This window comes from Streptomyces kryoterrae, from assembly GCF_054072135.1.
Genome location: NZ_CM133358.1, coordinates 6622317 through 6637214, shown reverse-complemented (window position 1 = coordinate 6637214; position 14898 = coordinate 6622317). Strand labels below are relative to the sequence as shown.

The following is a 14898-nucleotide window of genomic DNA, read 5'->3' as shown; positions in this document are numbered from 1 at the left end:
CTGTCGCATTCTGATTATCTTCCTGCTGGGAGAGGTAAGAAAAAGCCGGCCTTGGCACCGAAAGGCTCTCCAAGACCGGCCCAGACACCGCCGAACGGCTGGTGCTACGGCGTCAGTCGTTGACGCAGGTGTTGCCGAACGCCGGGTTCAGCAGCGCGATGACGTTGATCGAGTTGCCGCACACGTTGACGGGAATGTGGACGGGCACCTGGACCACGTTGCCGGAGAGCACACCCGGGGAGTTGGCGGCGAAGCCCTCCGCCTCGGCGTCCGCGAAGGCCGGGGCGGCCATTCCGAGCGCCATGATGGCGCCCGCGATGACAGCAACGCTCTTCTTCATGAGGTTTCCCTTCTCTGCGGTCATGCCCCTATGTCGGCCGAAGACCGAGCGAGCACAGCATGAACGGCTCGCACCATGACCGGCAGTTGTAAAACGAGGGATAGACAGCCGAAGAAACTACGGAACGTGGTCCCACGGTTAATTCACTCGAACGCCCCGAAGCAGCAGAAAACACAGTCCACACGAAAGGCTGAAGGAAATCGGGGAGATGACAAAACGCGGACAGCCCCCGCACCGTGTGCGGAGGCTGTCCGAGCTGCGATTATGGGTGACCGGACGACTGTTGACGGCCGGTCAGCAGAAGGCGACAGATCAGCTGTTGCCGACACCGTTCCCCGACAGGACCGGAATGTCACTGAGGATGTGCGACAGCGGCTCGTCGCCCTTGGCCTGCGTCGAGTTCTCGGCGCACTGCTGGTTCTGCGGGGCCGACAGGATCGGGATGTCCTGGACGGCGACCGGCACAGCGCCGACGACGGAGCCCACGTTGGCCTTGACAGGCAGACCGACACAGAGCTTGTTCAGGGTGCCCTGCGCAAGGCTCATCTGAGGGCTCATGTCGCCCTTGGTCATGGAGTTGCCGAACTTCGAGACCGCACCGTTCCCGCTGACGGACGTCGTGCCGCCGTCGTCCGCTGTGGCAAGCGCCTGGGGGGCGACCGCCGCCGAGACTCCGACGACCGAAACCGCTACCGCCACCGCGGCCATTGCCTTCTTCAGCATTTCGCTTTCCTTTCCTGGCAGAGACACATGTTCCTGCTCTCGACATCAACCGGATGCACGGATATTGGTTTCGCTTGTTCACCCGATTGGCCCGTTCCGGCTTGCAATTCATGGAACCGCTCGGCGCACAGGCCCCTCAGGAACACCCTCGCAATAGGCCATCGGAGTGAAGCGGAGCAACTATGCGCGCTCAAAGCAGTTGATCAGAGCGCTCCGGTGGACGGGGTTTCTTCCGAAGGGACTAGCAAGTGATCAAGAAGGTTATGGCTGCCGCCGCAGTCGCCGCTTCCGTCATCGGTGCCTCTGCCGCGGTCGCGCCGCAGGCCATGGCGATCGCCAACGACGGTGGCACGACCTCCACCAGCGGCAACGGCGCCATCCAGAAGTTCGGCAACTCGGCCACGTACGGCAACATGAGCCCGCAGATGGCGCTCATCCAGGGTTCGCTGAACAAGCCGTGCATCGGCCTCCCTGCCAAGCTCAACGTCGGTTCCGTCGCCGGCGCTGTGCCGGTCGCCCTCCAGGACATCCCGATCCTGTCGGCCCCGCAGAACCAGCAGTGTGTCGAGAACTCGACGCAGGCCAAGGGCGACGAGCCGCTGTCGCACATCCTCAGCGACATCCCTGTCCTGTCCGGCAACGGCGTGGGCAACAACTGACCGTCTTCACCAGTACCACCGGCGACGACTGAGCCGGGCGTACGTCCGGGCTCTCTTCGAGCTTTCACCAGCGGGCCGTCGAACTATCGGCGGCCCGCTGGCCTACGTTACGTCCCGTGACGACCCGACACCCTTTGTTCCGGTTTTCCCGTCCTGCCCGCCTCTCCCGGCTGTGCGGGATCGCGCTGCTGTGCGCCGCGACCGCGATCGGCTGCGGCACGCCCCAGGCCCCGCCGCTGAAACCCGCGGGCGGCGCCACCCCCGCCACGGGCACCGACATCCTGCTGCTGGGCACGGACGGCCGCGGCACCATCACCGAGAAGGAGCGCCGCAAGTTCCACGCGGGCGGCTTCGCCTGCAACTGCGCGGACGTGATGATGCTCGTGCATGTGTCTGCCAAGCGCGACCGCGTCAGCGTGATCGGTCTGCCGCGCGACTCCTTGGCCACGATTCCGGCGTACAAACCCACACCGTCCGCGAAACAGCGCCCCGCGCATCCCGCGAAGCTCAACGGCGCGTACGCGGAGGGCGGCGCCCAGCTCATGGAGCGGACGGTGGAGGCGGCGACCGGGGTGAGTGTCGAGCAGTATCTGCAGCTCGACTTCCGGCGGTTCATCGACGCCGTCGACCAGGTCGGCGGGGTCGAGGTGTGCACGAATCGGCGCCTCAAGGACTCCAAGACCAAGCTGGACCTGGCGCCGGGACGGCATCTGCTCAAGGGCGGGCAGTCCTTGCAGTACGTCCGCTCGCGGCATGTCGACCAGAGCGCCGACCTGGGGAGGATCCAGCGGCAGCAGCGGTTCCTGGTCGCGGCGCTGGAGCAGCTGACCGCCCGGAAGGTGCTCACCGACCCGGTGGCCATGGGCGGGGTGGCCCGCACCCTGCTCGGTCCGGCCAAGGTCCAGCAGGGCTTCGGGAAGGACGGCGTGAAGGCGCTGGTCACTCTCGCCGCGGCGCTGAGCAAGGTGCCGGCCACGCGGACCGAGTTCGCCACCGTGCCGATCGCCGGGTTCAACCCGCCGATGAAGGACGTCGGTTCGACACTGCGCTGGGACGCCGCGAAGGCCAAGGCGATGTTCGCCAAGGTGCGCGAGGACCGGCCGCTGATCGCGGCGGGCACGGACCCGAAACCCGGTGATCCGCCGGTGTTCGGGAAGGACGTGCCGGTGCGTGGCAACCGGCTGGCGTGCCCCTGAGCAGGGGGCGGGCGGCCGAGCAAGCGGTCTCGTTTCCCCGTACGGCCGCTCGTACACCTCGTCCGCTGGGCCAAATGGGGCAATCACCGCAACCTCGGCCGGGGTTGGACCGTTGATGATCACGCAGCTCCTCACCGGAGTCCGCTTTTCGAAGGGAATGCACATGAAGAAGCTGTGGGCAACCGCGGCCCTCGCCGCCTCCGTCGCCGCCATCTCGGCGACGGCAGCACCCCAGGCCCTGGCGATCGCCAATGACGGTGGCACCACCTCCGTCAGCGGCAACGGCGCCGAACAGTCCTTCGGCAACTCGGCCACGTTCGGTGACATGAGCCCGCAGCTCTCGCTGGTCCAGGGTTCGCTGAACAAGCCGTGCATCGGCCTCCCTGCCAAGCTCAACGTCGGTTCCGTCGCCGGCGCTGTGCCGGTCGCCCTCCAGGACATCCCGATCCTGTCGGCCCCGCAGAACCAGCAGTGTGTCGAGAACTCGACGCAGGCCAAGGGCGACGAGCCGCTGTCGCACATCCTCAGCGACATCCCCGTGCTGTCCGGCAACGGCGCCGGCAACAGCTGAGCCTCCCCGCTCGGTTGCGGCGGCGGGTCACCGGTTCTCCGGTGACCCGCCGTTCGGCGTTCGTGGCTCCGCCTCGGGCTCACCTGCCGTCGGGCTCACTTGGTGTACAGCGCCTCGATCTCGGCCGCGTACGCCTCCCGTACCGCGTGGCGTTTGACCTTGAGGGACGGGGTGAGCTGGCCGTTGTCCTCGGTGAACTCGCCCTCGACCAGGGTGAAGGCGCGGATCGACTCGGCCCGGGAGACCGCCGCGTTGGCGTGGTCCACGGCCCGCTGGACGTCGGCGCGCATCCGGGGATCGGCGATCACCTCGGACATCGGAGTGTCGGCGGGCATCCCCCGGACGGTGAGCCAGTGGGCGACGGAGTCGGGGGCGAGGGTGATCAGGGCGGCGACGAAGGGGCGGTTGTCGCCGACGACCATGCACTGGCCGACCGGCGCACGGCTGCGCAGCCGGTCCTCCAGGACGGCCGGGGCGACGTTCTTGCCGCCGGAGGTGACGAGGATGTCCTTCTTGCGGCCGGTGATGGTGAGGTAGCCGTCGTCGTCGAGGGCGCCGAGGTCACCGGTCGCGAACCAGCCGTCGCTCAGTACGGCGTCCGTCGCCGCCGGGTTGTTCCAGTAGGCGCCGAAGACGACCGCGCCCTTGAGGAGGACCTCGCCGTCGTCGGCGATCCGGACCGCGGTGCCGGGGACGGGGAGGCCGACCGTGCCGGGGCGGGGGGCCAGGGGCGGGACGAGGGTGGCGGCGGACGTCGTCTCGGTCAGGCCGTAGCCCTCGTAGACGATGATTCCGGCGGCGTAGAAGAAGAGGCTGAGGTCGCGGTCGAGCGGGGAGCCGCCGCTGATGGCGTAGCGCATACGCCCGCCCAGCTCGTTGCGGATACGGCGGTACACGAGCAGGTCGTACAGGGCCCAGGCGGCGTAGAGGGCGGGGCCGGGGCCCTTGCCGGGGCCGGTGCCGAGGAACTTCTCGAGGTACGCCTCCGCGAAGCGGACGCCGATGCGGTGGGCCCGGTCGAAGGAGGCGGCGCGGCCCATCTTCTCGGCGGTCGCGCGGCCGGCGGCGTGGATCCGCTCGAAGAGGTACGGCACGCCTACCAGGAAGGTCGGCCTGAACTCCCGCAGCATCGGGCGGAGTTCGTCGGGCTTGATGCTCGGGAAGTGGCCGATCTCGATACGGGCCATCAGACAGCCGATCTGAAGGGCCCGGCCCATGATGTGGGCGAGGGGGAGGAAGAGGAGGGTCGAGGCGGTCTGGCCGGTGACCTCCTTGAAGATCGGGTGCAGCAGTTCGACGACGTTGGCGGCCTCGGCGTGCAGGTTCGCGTGGGTGAGGACACAGCCCTTCGGCCGGCCGGTGGTGCCGGAGGTGTAGCAGATCGTCGCGGTGGTGTCGGGGGTCAGGGCCGTGCGCCGCTTGGTCACCTCCTCGTCCGACACCTCCCGGCCCAAAGTGGTGAGTTCGGCCATCGCGTCCTCGTCCAGGGTGAGGACGCGCGGGGGTTCGGGGTGGGTGGCCGTGCCGGTGATGACGGTGGCTGTGTTGTCCGGCGTCTCCGTGACGACCAGACGGGCCCCCGAGTCCCGGACGATCCAGTCCACCTGGGCCGCGGACGAGGTGGCGTAGACGGGGACCGTCTGGCCGCCGGCCGCCCAGATCGCGAAATCCAGGACCGTCCACTCGTAGCGGGTCCGGGACATCACCGCGACCCGGCCGCCGGGTTCGAGGCCGGCGGCTATCAACCCCTTGGCGGTGGCGGTGACTTCCGCCGCGAAGGCGGCGGCGGTGACCGGCCGCCAGGTGCCGTCGTCCGTACGGCGGCGCAGGATCACCGCGTCGGGGGCCTCGGCCGCGTTGGTGTAGGGCAGGTCGGCGGTGCTGCCCGTGGTGGGGGCCGCCACGATGGGGACGGCGCGGGCCTCGCGGACGGTGCCGGTCCTCTCGTCGCGGATCAGCTCGACGCGGTGGCGGGCCGCCAGATCGGTGCGCCGCTTCGCCCGCTTCAGATCCCTGCGTACGCCCATGACGCTCGCTCCCGGTGGCTGGTGCTGCTCCTGATCCCGGGTCAAATTACCGGTGCGTAGCAAAAGTTCAATGGGTCGCGCGGAAGCAGATCATTCGGGGCGGATATTTTGCTGCCCGGCGCGGGGTTTCGGCCCGGCGCCGGCTTGACCTCCCCCCACCGAAAGGAATCCCCGTGCGGTCTGTTCTTCTCGCCGTGTGCGCGTCGGCCGTCCTGGCCGTCTCCGGCGCGGCGCCCGCTGTGGCTGACACGTCAACTCCCGTACCAGTAGCCGGCGTTGCCCTCTCCCCCACGTCCCCGCTGACTTCGCTGACGTCGCTGACCGACCTGTTCGCCGAGCGGCTGCTGGTGGCCGACAAGGTCGCCGCCGCCAAGTACGGCACCGACAGGCCGATCGACGACCCGGTGCGCGAGCAGCAGATCCTGGCCGACGTCTCCGCGCGGGCCGTCGGGCTCGGCCTCGACCCGGAGGCGGTGGCTGCCGTGTTCCGGGACCAGATCGAGGCCAACAAGGTGGTCCAGCGGGGGCTGTACGCCCGTTGGGACGCGCATCCCGAGCTGCGGCCCACCGAGCGGCCCGATCTGGTCAAGGAGGTTCGGCCGATCCTGGATCGGATCACTACCGAGTTGCTGGATGCGTTGAAGGAGACGGAGGGGGTTCGGACGGGGGACTCTTGTGAGCTGCGGCTTGCGCTTTCTGCGGGGCGCTCCGCATTCGGGTACCGATTGGACCGGTTGCATTTGGAGGGGCTTGGGCGGGCTGTACCCTCCGTCTGCGGTTAGCGGGGCTTGGGTTGTCTCCTGGCCGCGGGGCGGTGGGGGCTGGTCGCGCCCACGCGCGGAGCCGCAGGTTGACGCAGCCCCGCGTCCCTAATAGCGGTTCGCTTGTTCTATTGCCTCGGCCAACTGGCGTACCGCCTTGTCCTCTGTCGTGTCCGCCAGCTTGTCTGCCCGGGCGGCCAGTTCACTCAGGGACGGGGCGCCCGGGAGGGTGGTCCAGTCGTCGTCGCCCTTGCGCAGGGCGTCGGCGAAGTAGGCGGCCACCGCTGTGACCTGGAGGCGGGACGGGGCCTTCCAGAGTGCCTCGTCCACTGCCTGCGACTCCAACTGGCCGGATTCCTCGTGGGGTTCGCGGGTGTCGGGGTCGAGCCAGCGGACCGTTGCCGTGGCCAGGTGGCCCGAGGCGGACTCCTTGGTGCGGACGGCGTAGAGGGCGGTGACCGTGTGGCCGGGGCCCACCTCGCCCCCGTCCACCCGGTCGTCGCGGAAGTCGTCGTCGGCGACCCGGCGGTCGTCGTAGCCGATCAGACGGAACTCGGCGACCGTCTCCGGGTCGAAGGCGACCTGGGCCTTGGCGTCGCGGGCCGTGAGGTCGATGTTGCGCGGGAGCTGCTCGCAGAACACCTCGCGGGCGTCGGTCTCGTTCGAGACGTAGGTGGTGTGGCCGTCGCCCTTGTCGGCGAGGTGTTCCATCAGGGCGTCGCCGTAGTCGCTGCCGACACCGACGCCGAAGAGGGTGATGCCGTGTTCGCGGCGGGCGTCGGAGATGCGGTCGAGGATCGAGTCGGCGTCCGTGTCACCGGTGTTGGCCAGCGCGTCCGAGATCAGCACGACCCGGTTGGTGGCGCCCTCGCGCAGGCCCTCGACGGCGGTGGCGTAGCCGGTGCGGACGCCCGCGCCGAGGTTGGTCGAGTCGGTCGGTTCCAGCTCGTCGATCGCGTGGTGGACGCGGTCGCGGTGGTCGTCGAGGCGGGTCATCGGCAGGACGGTCTCGGCCTCGTCGCTGAAGGTCACGATGGCTACCGAGTCGTCGTCGCGCAGCCGGTCCGTCATCACGCCGAGGGAGTCCTTGGCGAGGTCGAGGCGGCCGGGTTCGGCCATGGAGCCGGAGATGTCGATGACGAAGGTGAGGGCGGCCGGCGGGCGTTCGCCCTCCCGTTCGGCGGTGCGGGTGGCGAGGCCCACGCGGACCAGGGACCAGTCCTCGCGGTCGGTGCGGGCGCCGTCGACGGTGACCGAGAAGCCGTTGCCGTCGGGGCGTTCGTAGTCCTGGCGGAAGCTGTTGACGAACTCCTCGGGCCGGACCGTCGAGGGGTCGGGGCGGTGGCCGTCGGCGAGGGTGCGGCGCGCGTAGCCGTAGGAGGCGGTGTCGACGTCGAGGGCGAAGGTGGAGAGGTAGTCGGGGGACGGGGCGAAGTCGCCTTCCGTCTCACCTTCCGTGTCGCCGTCGCGGTCGCTCTGTTCGTCGGAGCCGTTGCTCTGGGCCGGCGCGGGCGCGTAGCCCGAGCCGCCGCCGGAGTTCTGTTTGCTGCGCTGGCTGGTGTCACTACCGCTGTCGCCGCTGTTCCCCGTCGCACTGCACCCGGTGAGCAGCAGCCCGCCCGCGGCCGTCGCCGCGATCAGCGCACTCCGCAGGCGTCGTGTTCGGCGTGTCCGGTTCCGCTCCATCTGCCGTGCCCCCTCCGTCCGTTGACATCGGACGACGTCAACTTCTGTGACTGTGACGGCGGAAGAGGCCGGAATGTGCGGTACGGGGTGTTGCGGATGGATCTCGAAGTGGCCACGAGAGGCGGCCGTCGAGACCGGTAGGTGATCCTCCGGTGACCTAGGAGACGACGTCCTTGCGGGCGAAACCCCGGAAGGCCAGGGCGAACAGGATGAGGGCGTACGTTACCGAGACGGCCGTCCCCTGGATCATGCCGCCCCACTCCGGGCGGGGCTGGATGGCGTCCGCCCAGGCGAACTGCCAGTGCGCGGGCAGGAAGTCGCGCCAGTCGCCGAGGGCCGTCACGGCGTCCAGGACGTTGCCGACGATGGTCAGGCCGACGGCGCCGCCGACCGCTCCCAGGGGGGCGTCCGTCTTCGTCGACAGCCAGAACGCCAGTCCGGCGGTGACCAGTTGGGACACGAAGAGGTATCCCACGACCACCACCAGACGCTGGGCCGCCGTGCCCGCGGCGAGTGAGCCGCCGGTGGGGAGCTCCAGTGGCCCCCAGCCGTAGGCCGCCGTACCGACCGCGAGGGCCACGACCGGCAGCAGGACCATCGCGGCGAGGCTCATGCCGAGGGCGACGGCGAGCTTGGACCAGAGGAGGCGGGCGCGCGGCACGGGTGCCGCGAGCAGATAGCGCAGGGAGGACCAGCTCGCCTCCGAGGCGACCGTGTCCCCGCAGAACAGGGCGACGGGGATGACGAGCAGGAAGCCCGCGGAGACGAAGAGGTTGACGGAGACGAAGTTGGCGCCGGACGCGGTGGCCGTGTCCATCAGGGTGACCTGGCCGTTGCGTCCGCCGGGCTCGCCCCCGATCGCGAACGCGGCGACGAGGATGAACGGCAGCGCGGCGAGAATGCCGCCCATGACGAGCGTACGGCGGCGCTTGAGCTGGCGGACCAGCTCGACGCGCAGCGGCAGTGTCCGCCGGGCGCGGTACCCGTCGGCCGTCTCCGCCCGCTCCACGAGCGTGTTCGTCGTGTTGGTGCTCGTCGTGCTCATGCGGAGCCTCCGATCAGGGTGAGGAAGGCGTCTTCGAGGCGGCGGTGGGGGCCCACCGACTCCACGGGCACTTCGAGGCGGACAAGTTCGACGACGAGGCGCTGGGCGCTGCCGTCCTCGGGGGCGAGGCGGACCAGGAGGCCGTCGTCGGTGCGTACGGCGGAGACGATGCCCGGCAGGGCGGCCACCTTCTCGACGACCGGCTCCTCCACGGGGGTGGTGGTGCCGACGAGCAGGGTGTCGCCGGAGCCGATGATCTCGCTGACCGGGCCCGCCTGGACCAGCTTGCCGCGGTCCATGACGACGAGGTGCGTGCAGGACTGCTCGACCTCCGCCAGCAGGTGGCTGGAGACGATCACCGTGCGGCCGGCCTCCGCGTACCGGATCATCACCTCGCGCATCTCGCGGATCTGGGGCGGGTCGAGGCCGTTGGTCGGCTCGTCGAGGATGAGGAGGTCGGGCATGCCCAGCATGGCCTGGGCGATGGCGAGGCGCTGGCGCATGCCCTGGGAGTACGTGCGAACCGCGCGCGCGAGTGCGTCGCCGAGGCCCGCGATCTCCAGGGCCTCCGCCAGGTGGGCGTCCTCGGCCGGGCGGCCCGTCGCCTGCCAGTACAGCTCCAGGTTCTCGCGGCCGGAGAGGTGCGGGAGGAAGCCGGCGCCCTCGACGAAGGCGCCGACGCGGGAGAGGACGGGGGCGCCGGGGCGGATGGCGTGCCCGAAGACGCGGATCTCGCCGCCGTCGGGCCTGATGAGGCCCATCAGCATGCGCAGGGTGGTGGTCTTGCCGGCGCCGTTGGGGCCGAGGAGTCCGAGGACCTGGCCCTTCTCGACGCGGAACGACACGTCCCGTACGGCGTACCGGTCCGAGGACTTGGCGTACTTCTTGCTCAGGTCGGTGATCTGGAGCGGGACTTCGGCCAGGTCGGGATCCGGGGCGGACGGTGCGGCCGTACGCCGGCGGCCGGACAGGAGCAGGGCCAGGGCGATCGCGGCGCCCGCGAGGGGCAGCCACCACACCCAGGCGGGCAGCCCGGCCGAGGCCGTGGTGACGCCGGGGGCGGTGGGGATCTTCAGGTCGCTCTTGACGGAGACGGTGTACGTGGCCGGGGCGGCCGGTGACGCGTAGCCGAGGTCCGTGGAGGCGAGGACCAGGCGGAGGCGGTGGCCCTGTTCGACCTCGTGGTCGATGGCCGGGAGGGTGATCGTGACGTCCTTGCCCTGCTTGGCGCCCTCGACCCTGAGGGGGGTGACGAGCTGGCCGGGCAGGACCTGCTGCCTGCCGTTCGCGGAGACGTCGTACACCTTGGCGAAGAGGACGGCGTCCTCGCTGGTCGACTTGACGTGGACGGTGACCGTGGGGGAACCGGTGATCCGTACGTCGTCGGCGACCGGGGCCGATTCGAAGCGGGCGTTCTGCCCGGGGAAGTCGATCGAGACGCCGACTCCGAGGGAGGAGAGCTGGGAGAGGCCGCCTGCGGCACCGAGGCCGGGCAGCGAGGAGACGGCGGGCGGGGCGGCGCCGGCCGGGTTGTCGAACGACTGCTCCCTGCCGGTCAGGGCGACCTCGCGCTGACCGGCCTCCAGCCCCGGGTAGGTGTCCGAGGTGGCGCCGCGCAGGGTCGCCGCCCCGTCGGTGGAGTCGATTCCGCCGGTGCGGGTGACGCGGAAGGCGGGCCCGGTGTCGACGCCCTTGTCGTCCTTCAGGTACCGGTCGAACCAGGAGGTGATCCGGGACTCGACGCGGCTCGTCTCCAGGTCGCCGCCGTCATGGCCGCCCGCGATCCAGTCGACGTCCACGGGGGCGCCGCCCGCGCGAATCGCCTTCGCGGCGGCGTCGGCCTGGCCGAGCGGGAAGAGGGAGTCCGTCTGGCCCTGGATCAGCAGGGTGGGCACCTTGATGCGGTCACCGACGGCGGAGGGCGAGCGGTCGGCGAGGAGATCGGTGGCCGCCGTGTCCGGCCTGCCGGCCTCGGCGACCCGGTCGTACATCCGGCAGAGCTCGGCCTCGAACCGGTCGCAGCCGCCGCCGGTGTTGATGAAGATGCCGGCCCACTGCTTCTTGAAGACGCCGCCCGGGAACAGGGCGTCCGCGAGGTTCCAGTAGGTGATCGCGGGCGCGATGGCGTCGACCCGGTCGTCGTACCCGGCGGCGAGGAGGGAGATCGCGCCGCCGTAGGACCCGCCGGCCATACCGACGCGCGGGTCGCCCTTCTTGTCGAGCTGGACCTCGGGGCGCGCGGCCAGCCAGTCGATGAGTTTCGAGACGTCGGCGACCTCGGTCTTCGGGTCGTTCAGCCCGATCTTCCCGGTCGATCTGCCGAAGCCCCGGGCGGACCAGGTGAGCACCGCGTACCCGTCGCGGGCGAGTTTCTGCGCCTGGGACCGTACGTCGTCCTTGCTGCCGCCGAAGCCGTGCGCGAGGAGGACGGCGGGGCGGCGGTCGGAGTCCGGACCCGCGGTGAAGTACGAGGTGTCGATGCGCACCCCGCCGCCCATGTCCATGACCCGGTCGGCGCGGTGCACCGCGGGCGCGTCGTCGGAGGCGACGGCCGTCCACGTACCGGCACCGGCGAGCAGGACGACAGCGGCGGCCACGACGGCGACCATCCGCCGTGGCCGCCGGGGCCGCGCTCCCCGCAGTCCGGGCATTCGAAGATCCATACGTCAACGGTACGGGCCACCACCGACATCCGGGCCAACCACCGGTCGGAACCTTCCGCCATCCTGCGGGCGTACGGCCCGGGGCCGGCGTACACCAGACGTGGTACGAACGGGCCCATGGAGATCCAGCCTGTGGAGGTTCGGTCCGTGGAGATTCGCCGCGCCACGACGGTCGCCGAGTTGGCCGCCGCCGAACACCTCTTCGACCACCCGGTCCGCACGGAGTGGGCGGAACGCTTCCTGACGTCGGCCGGGCATCACCTGTTCCTGGCCTACGAGCCCGCCGAAGCGGTAGCCCCCGTCGGCTTTGTGAGCGGCGTCGAGACCGTCCACCCCGACAAGGGTGCGGAGATGCTGCTGTACGAGCTGGGAGTGGCCGGGTCGCACCGGCGCCGGGGGATCGGGCGGGCGCTGGTGGAGCGGCTGGCGGGGCTGGGGCGTGAACTCGGGTGCTATGGGATGTGGGTGCTGGTCGATACCGACAATGAGGTCGCCCTCGCCACGTATCGGAGTGCGGGCGGGAAGGATGACGGGGTGTGTGCGGTGGTGGGCTGGGAGTTCGGTCAAGGGTGCGAAAACTCTTCGCAGTGATGTCAGTACTTCGCACTACAGTTCAGTAATTCCGTGTTCACAAAGGACACACAGCTATTGGGTGGGGACACATGAAGCTGCGGCACACCGCTGCCTGGGTGGGGTTCACGGCGGTGACACTGGTCGCGGTCTCCGGGTGCGGCGCGGAGAGCGTCAAGCACGCCGCCGACGCGGTGGACGACACCGGCACGATCATGGCGGCGCTGGGCCGGGCGACCGACCGGACCGAGCAGTTGGGGTCCGCCGAGGTCTCCATGACCACGGACCTGGGCAACGGCAAGGGCCCGATTCCCATGGATGGCACGTACTCCTGGGGTGACGGGTTCGCGTACGACGTCGAGGTGGACACCAAGGCCGCGCAGATGCAGGCGGTCCAGGACGCGCCGACCATCCGCGTGCTGTTCGTGGACAGCGACTACTACTACGACGTGGACCCGCAGCCCTCCGGCCCCCTCAAGGGCAAGGAGTGGATGAAGATCGACGGCTCGGCCGTGTTCGGCGAGAAAGGCGCCCAGGCGCTCAGCGGGAGCACCGGGGGCGGCAGCCCGTCGGCCGCCATGCGCAGCCTCAAGTACGCGCAGGACGCGAAGAACCTCGGCGAGCAGACCCTGAACGGGCAGCGCACGACCCACTACCGGGCCCTCATCGACACCACCCGGCTGGGCAAGCTGAAGGACGCCTACGGCGACAAGAGCAGCCTCATCAACTCGATGACCGGCGGCGGGACTTCCATCGACATGGATCTCTGGGTCGGCGACAAGGACCTGCCGGTCCGGCTCAAGCAGGTGGTCGGGAAGATGACCGTCACCATGGACTTCCGGAAGTTCGGCGCCACGGCCAAGGTCACACCGCCACCGGCGGCACAGACCGCGGACGTCAGCGCGCTGCTCAAGGCGGCCACCAAGCAGCAGGGCTGAGCGGCGGCTCTTGGCACGCGTGCAGGTCGATGGGCCCGCCTCCGGAAGGAGGCGGGCCCATCGTCGTGGAGCGGGGACGGACTCTGTGGTTGCGGCCCGAGTCCTCGCGTTCGACGAGTGCCACGCCGGGACAGCGGCGACCGCCGCGGACGCCCCGGACGTCGACGACGAGGAGGGACCCGTCCAGATCTGATCTCGTGGCGTTGTCCCCGTCCGTCGCGCGTCGTCCAGCAGGGTCCGGGAGCCTTCACTCATCTGGGGGCATAACACGGGCATACCACCTCCACACGGCACACATGAGGACGCATGATGCCCTCCTGTACACGCCGTCCTTGGGGGGGACCATGACCGACAGCACGCCACCACCCATGCCCGGCTTCCCGCCACCGCAGCAGCCGGTGGTGAAGGGGAAGAAGAACCGCACCAACGCGATCATCATTGGCGCGGCCGCTGCCGTCATCGCCGCGGTCGTCACCACCGGCATCGTCGTCGTGCAGTCCACAGACAACGACAGCAAGGCGGCCACCGCCACCAAGTCGAGCGTCCCGGACGAAGACGTCGTGACCAACACCGTGGCTGAACCAGACCCGACGCCAACGTACGCCGAGGTCGACGCCGACAGCTTCACGATCGGGTTGCGCACCACCGCGCGCCAGTGTTTCGGCTCGGCGGGCTGCAACGTGACGGTCGAGCCGGACTTGACGTACCTGGGCGACAGCGAGGACATCGACCCGGACGCGGTGTACGAGATCACCTATGAGGTCCGCGGCGACGAGTCCGGCCCGGTCATTGAGACGGCCGAGTTGACGGACCGGACGAGCCTGAATTTCACGCCCACTTCGATCAGCACCGCTTCGGCGACCACGAAGGTGTCCGTGGAGATCACGGACGTCGTGGCCCAGGGTGGATGAGGCCACGTGAACGGCAGTGTCGGCTGCGGCTGACCTGACGCCCGATGCTCTGGCAGGCCTCTCCCGGAAACCGTCCCGCGTGGGCCTCCGCCGCGCCGGCGATCAGATCGGAGCGCCCTCCGTCGGCGAAGGCATGGCGTGCGGGCGTAGAACCATGAGCTCGCCTTCCGGGCTCGCCGTCATGGCGAAGGGGAACCGGTCGAGCTCAAGGCAGAGTGCCACGTCGTCGGGGTGGACGCCCTGGCGCACGCCCTCCGTCAGTTCGGTGGCGGCGCGTGACTCGGCGGCGCGGCGGAGGAAACCGGTGGGATCCGTGCCGGCCCCGGTGGCTCGCCGGGCGATGTACTGAGCGCACGCCAGGTCCTCGTCGGCCTGTCCGTCTTCGCCGGTGACCACGAACGTGACACTGTCGCTCTGGCGTGTCCGCAGGAGCCGGGCCGTCGCTTCCGCCACCACGAAGCCGGCGCACAGCACCAGCGACGCCTCCCTGACCGCGAGGGCGCCGACCGTCCCCGCCGTGGTCTTCTGTACGACGGTCCGTCCGCGAAGGTCGGCAGACCGCAGCATGCCGGGCGAGTTGACCATGTCGAACCCGGGTGCGGGCGGCCCGTCCTTGAGCGTCATCCAGTTGGGGTGGGCAGCCTTGAGCGCCAGCGCGTCGTCCAGGGACTCGGCGAGAACGATCTTTTCCGCCCCCTGGGCGAAGACCCAGGCAGCCACCGTGAAGGCACGCATGACGTCGACCACGACCGCCACGGACGGGGTTTCGGCCAGCTCGGGGATACCGAGGAAATGAGCGTCCATGCTC

General features: G+C 69.9%; 14 protein-coding genes. 7 read left to right on the top strand and 7 right to left on the bottom strand.

The features are described from left to right. Positions 1 to 112: 112 nt before the first annotated feature. On the bottom strand, positions 113 to 364 hold the full coding sequence (locus ACW4TU_RS29510) for a chaplin (protein ID WP_203729578.1): 252 nt from the start codon (positions 362 to 364) through the stop codon (positions 113 to 115). A gap of 288 nt (positions 365 to 652) precedes the next feature. After that, complete coding sequence (locus ACW4TU_RS29505; protein WP_457430380.1) at positions 653 to 1060, bottom strand: rodlin; 408 nt, start codon at positions 1058 to 1060, stop codon at positions 653 to 655. A 251-nt stretch (positions 1061 to 1311) separates the two neighbouring features. Between ACW4TU_RS29505 and ACW4TU_RS29500 the strand changes: the two genes are divergently transcribed. The 3 genes from ACW4TU_RS29500 to ACW4TU_RS29490 all read left to right on the top strand — a co-directional run bounded on the left by ACW4TU_RS29500 (position 1312) and on the right by ACW4TU_RS29490 (position 3489). Further along, positions 1312 to 1722 (top strand): rodlin, encoded by a 411-nt coding sequence (locus ACW4TU_RS29500; RefSeq protein ID WP_457417964.1) that lies wholly within the window; start codon positions 1312 to 1314, stop codon positions 1720 to 1722. A 116-nt stretch (positions 1723 to 1838) separates the two neighbouring features. Next, positions 1839 to 2918, top strand: a complete 1080-nt coding sequence (locus tag ACW4TU_RS29495) for an LCP family protein (protein WP_457417962.1) — start codon at positions 1839 to 1841, stop codon at positions 2916 to 2918. A 163-nt stretch (positions 2919 to 3081) separates the two neighbouring features. Beyond that, positions 3082 to 3489 (top strand): rodlin, encoded by a 408-nt coding sequence (locus ACW4TU_RS29490; protein WP_457417960.1) that lies wholly within the window; start codon positions 3082 to 3084, stop codon positions 3487 to 3489. Positions 3490 to 3584: 95 nt separating this feature from the next. Here ACW4TU_RS29490 and ACW4TU_RS29485 read toward each other — a convergent pair whose 3' ends face one another. Then, the gene (locus ACW4TU_RS29485; RefSeq protein WP_457417958.1) at positions 3585 to 5516 is read right to left on the bottom strand and encodes an AMP-dependent synthetase/ligase; all 1932 of its coding nucleotides are present in this window, start codon (positions 5514 to 5516) and stop codon (positions 3585 to 3587) included. 173 nt (positions 5517 to 5689) lie between these two features. On the opposite strand from ACW4TU_RS29485, the gene ACW4TU_RS29480 reads away from it, so the two are divergent. Continuing rightward, positions 5690 to 6298 carry a chorismate mutase gene (locus tag ACW4TU_RS29480; protein WP_457417956.1) on the top strand — a complete coding sequence of 203 codons (609 nt, stop codon included), beginning with the start codon at positions 5690 to 5692 and terminating at the stop codon, positions 6296 to 6298. 87 nt (positions 6299 to 6385) lie between these two features. On the opposite strand, the gene ACW4TU_RS29475 is transcribed toward ACW4TU_RS29480, so the two are convergent. The 3 genes from ACW4TU_RS29475 to ACW4TU_RS29465 form a co-directional block, all read right to left on the bottom strand. Next, a complete protein-coding gene (locus ACW4TU_RS29475; RefSeq protein WP_457417954.1) occupies positions 6386 to 7963 on the bottom strand; it encodes a vWA domain-containing protein in 1578 nt (525 codons plus the stop codon). Positions 7964 to 8120: 157 nt separating this feature from the next. Then, entirely contained in the window at positions 8121 to 9008 is an 888-nt protein-coding gene (locus ACW4TU_RS29470) for an ABC transporter permease (protein WP_457417952.1), read from the bottom strand. After that, a complete protein-coding gene (locus ACW4TU_RS29465) occupies positions 9005 to 11671 on the bottom strand; it encodes an alpha/beta fold hydrolase (RefSeq protein ID WP_457417950.1) in 2667 nt (888 codons plus the stop codon). Before ACW4TU_RS29465 ends, ACW4TU_RS29470 begins: the two co-directional genes overlap by 4 nt. Positions 11672 to 11788: 117 nt before the next feature. On the opposite strand from ACW4TU_RS29465, the gene ACW4TU_RS29460 reads away from it, so the two are divergent. The 3 genes from ACW4TU_RS29460 to ACW4TU_RS29450 all read left to right on the top strand — a co-directional run bounded on the left by ACW4TU_RS29460 (position 11789) and on the right by ACW4TU_RS29450 (position 14090). Further along, complete coding sequence (locus ACW4TU_RS29460; protein WP_457417948.1) at positions 11789 to 12262, top strand: GNAT family N-acetyltransferase; 474 nt, start codon at positions 11789 to 11791, stop codon at positions 12260 to 12262. A gap of 71 nt (positions 12263 to 12333) precedes the next feature. Then, positions 12334 to 13179 (top strand): SCO4651 family lipoprotein, encoded by an 846-nt coding sequence (locus ACW4TU_RS29455; protein ID WP_457417946.1) that lies wholly within the window; start codon positions 12334 to 12336, stop codon positions 13177 to 13179. A 344-nt stretch (positions 13180 to 13523) separates the two neighbouring features. Continuing rightward, a complete protein-coding gene (locus ACW4TU_RS29450; RefSeq protein WP_457417944.1) occupies positions 13524 to 14090 on the top strand; it encodes a hypothetical protein in 567 nt (188 codons plus the stop codon). A gap of 102 nt (positions 14091 to 14192) precedes the next feature. Here ACW4TU_RS29450 and ACW4TU_RS29445 read toward each other — a convergent pair whose 3' ends face one another. After that, positions 14193 to 14894, bottom strand: coding sequence for a 2-phosphosulfolactate phosphatase (locus ACW4TU_RS29445; protein WP_457417942.1), 702 nt, complete (start codon positions 14892 to 14894; stop codon positions 14193 to 14195). Positions 14895 to 14898: the final 4 nt, after the last annotated feature.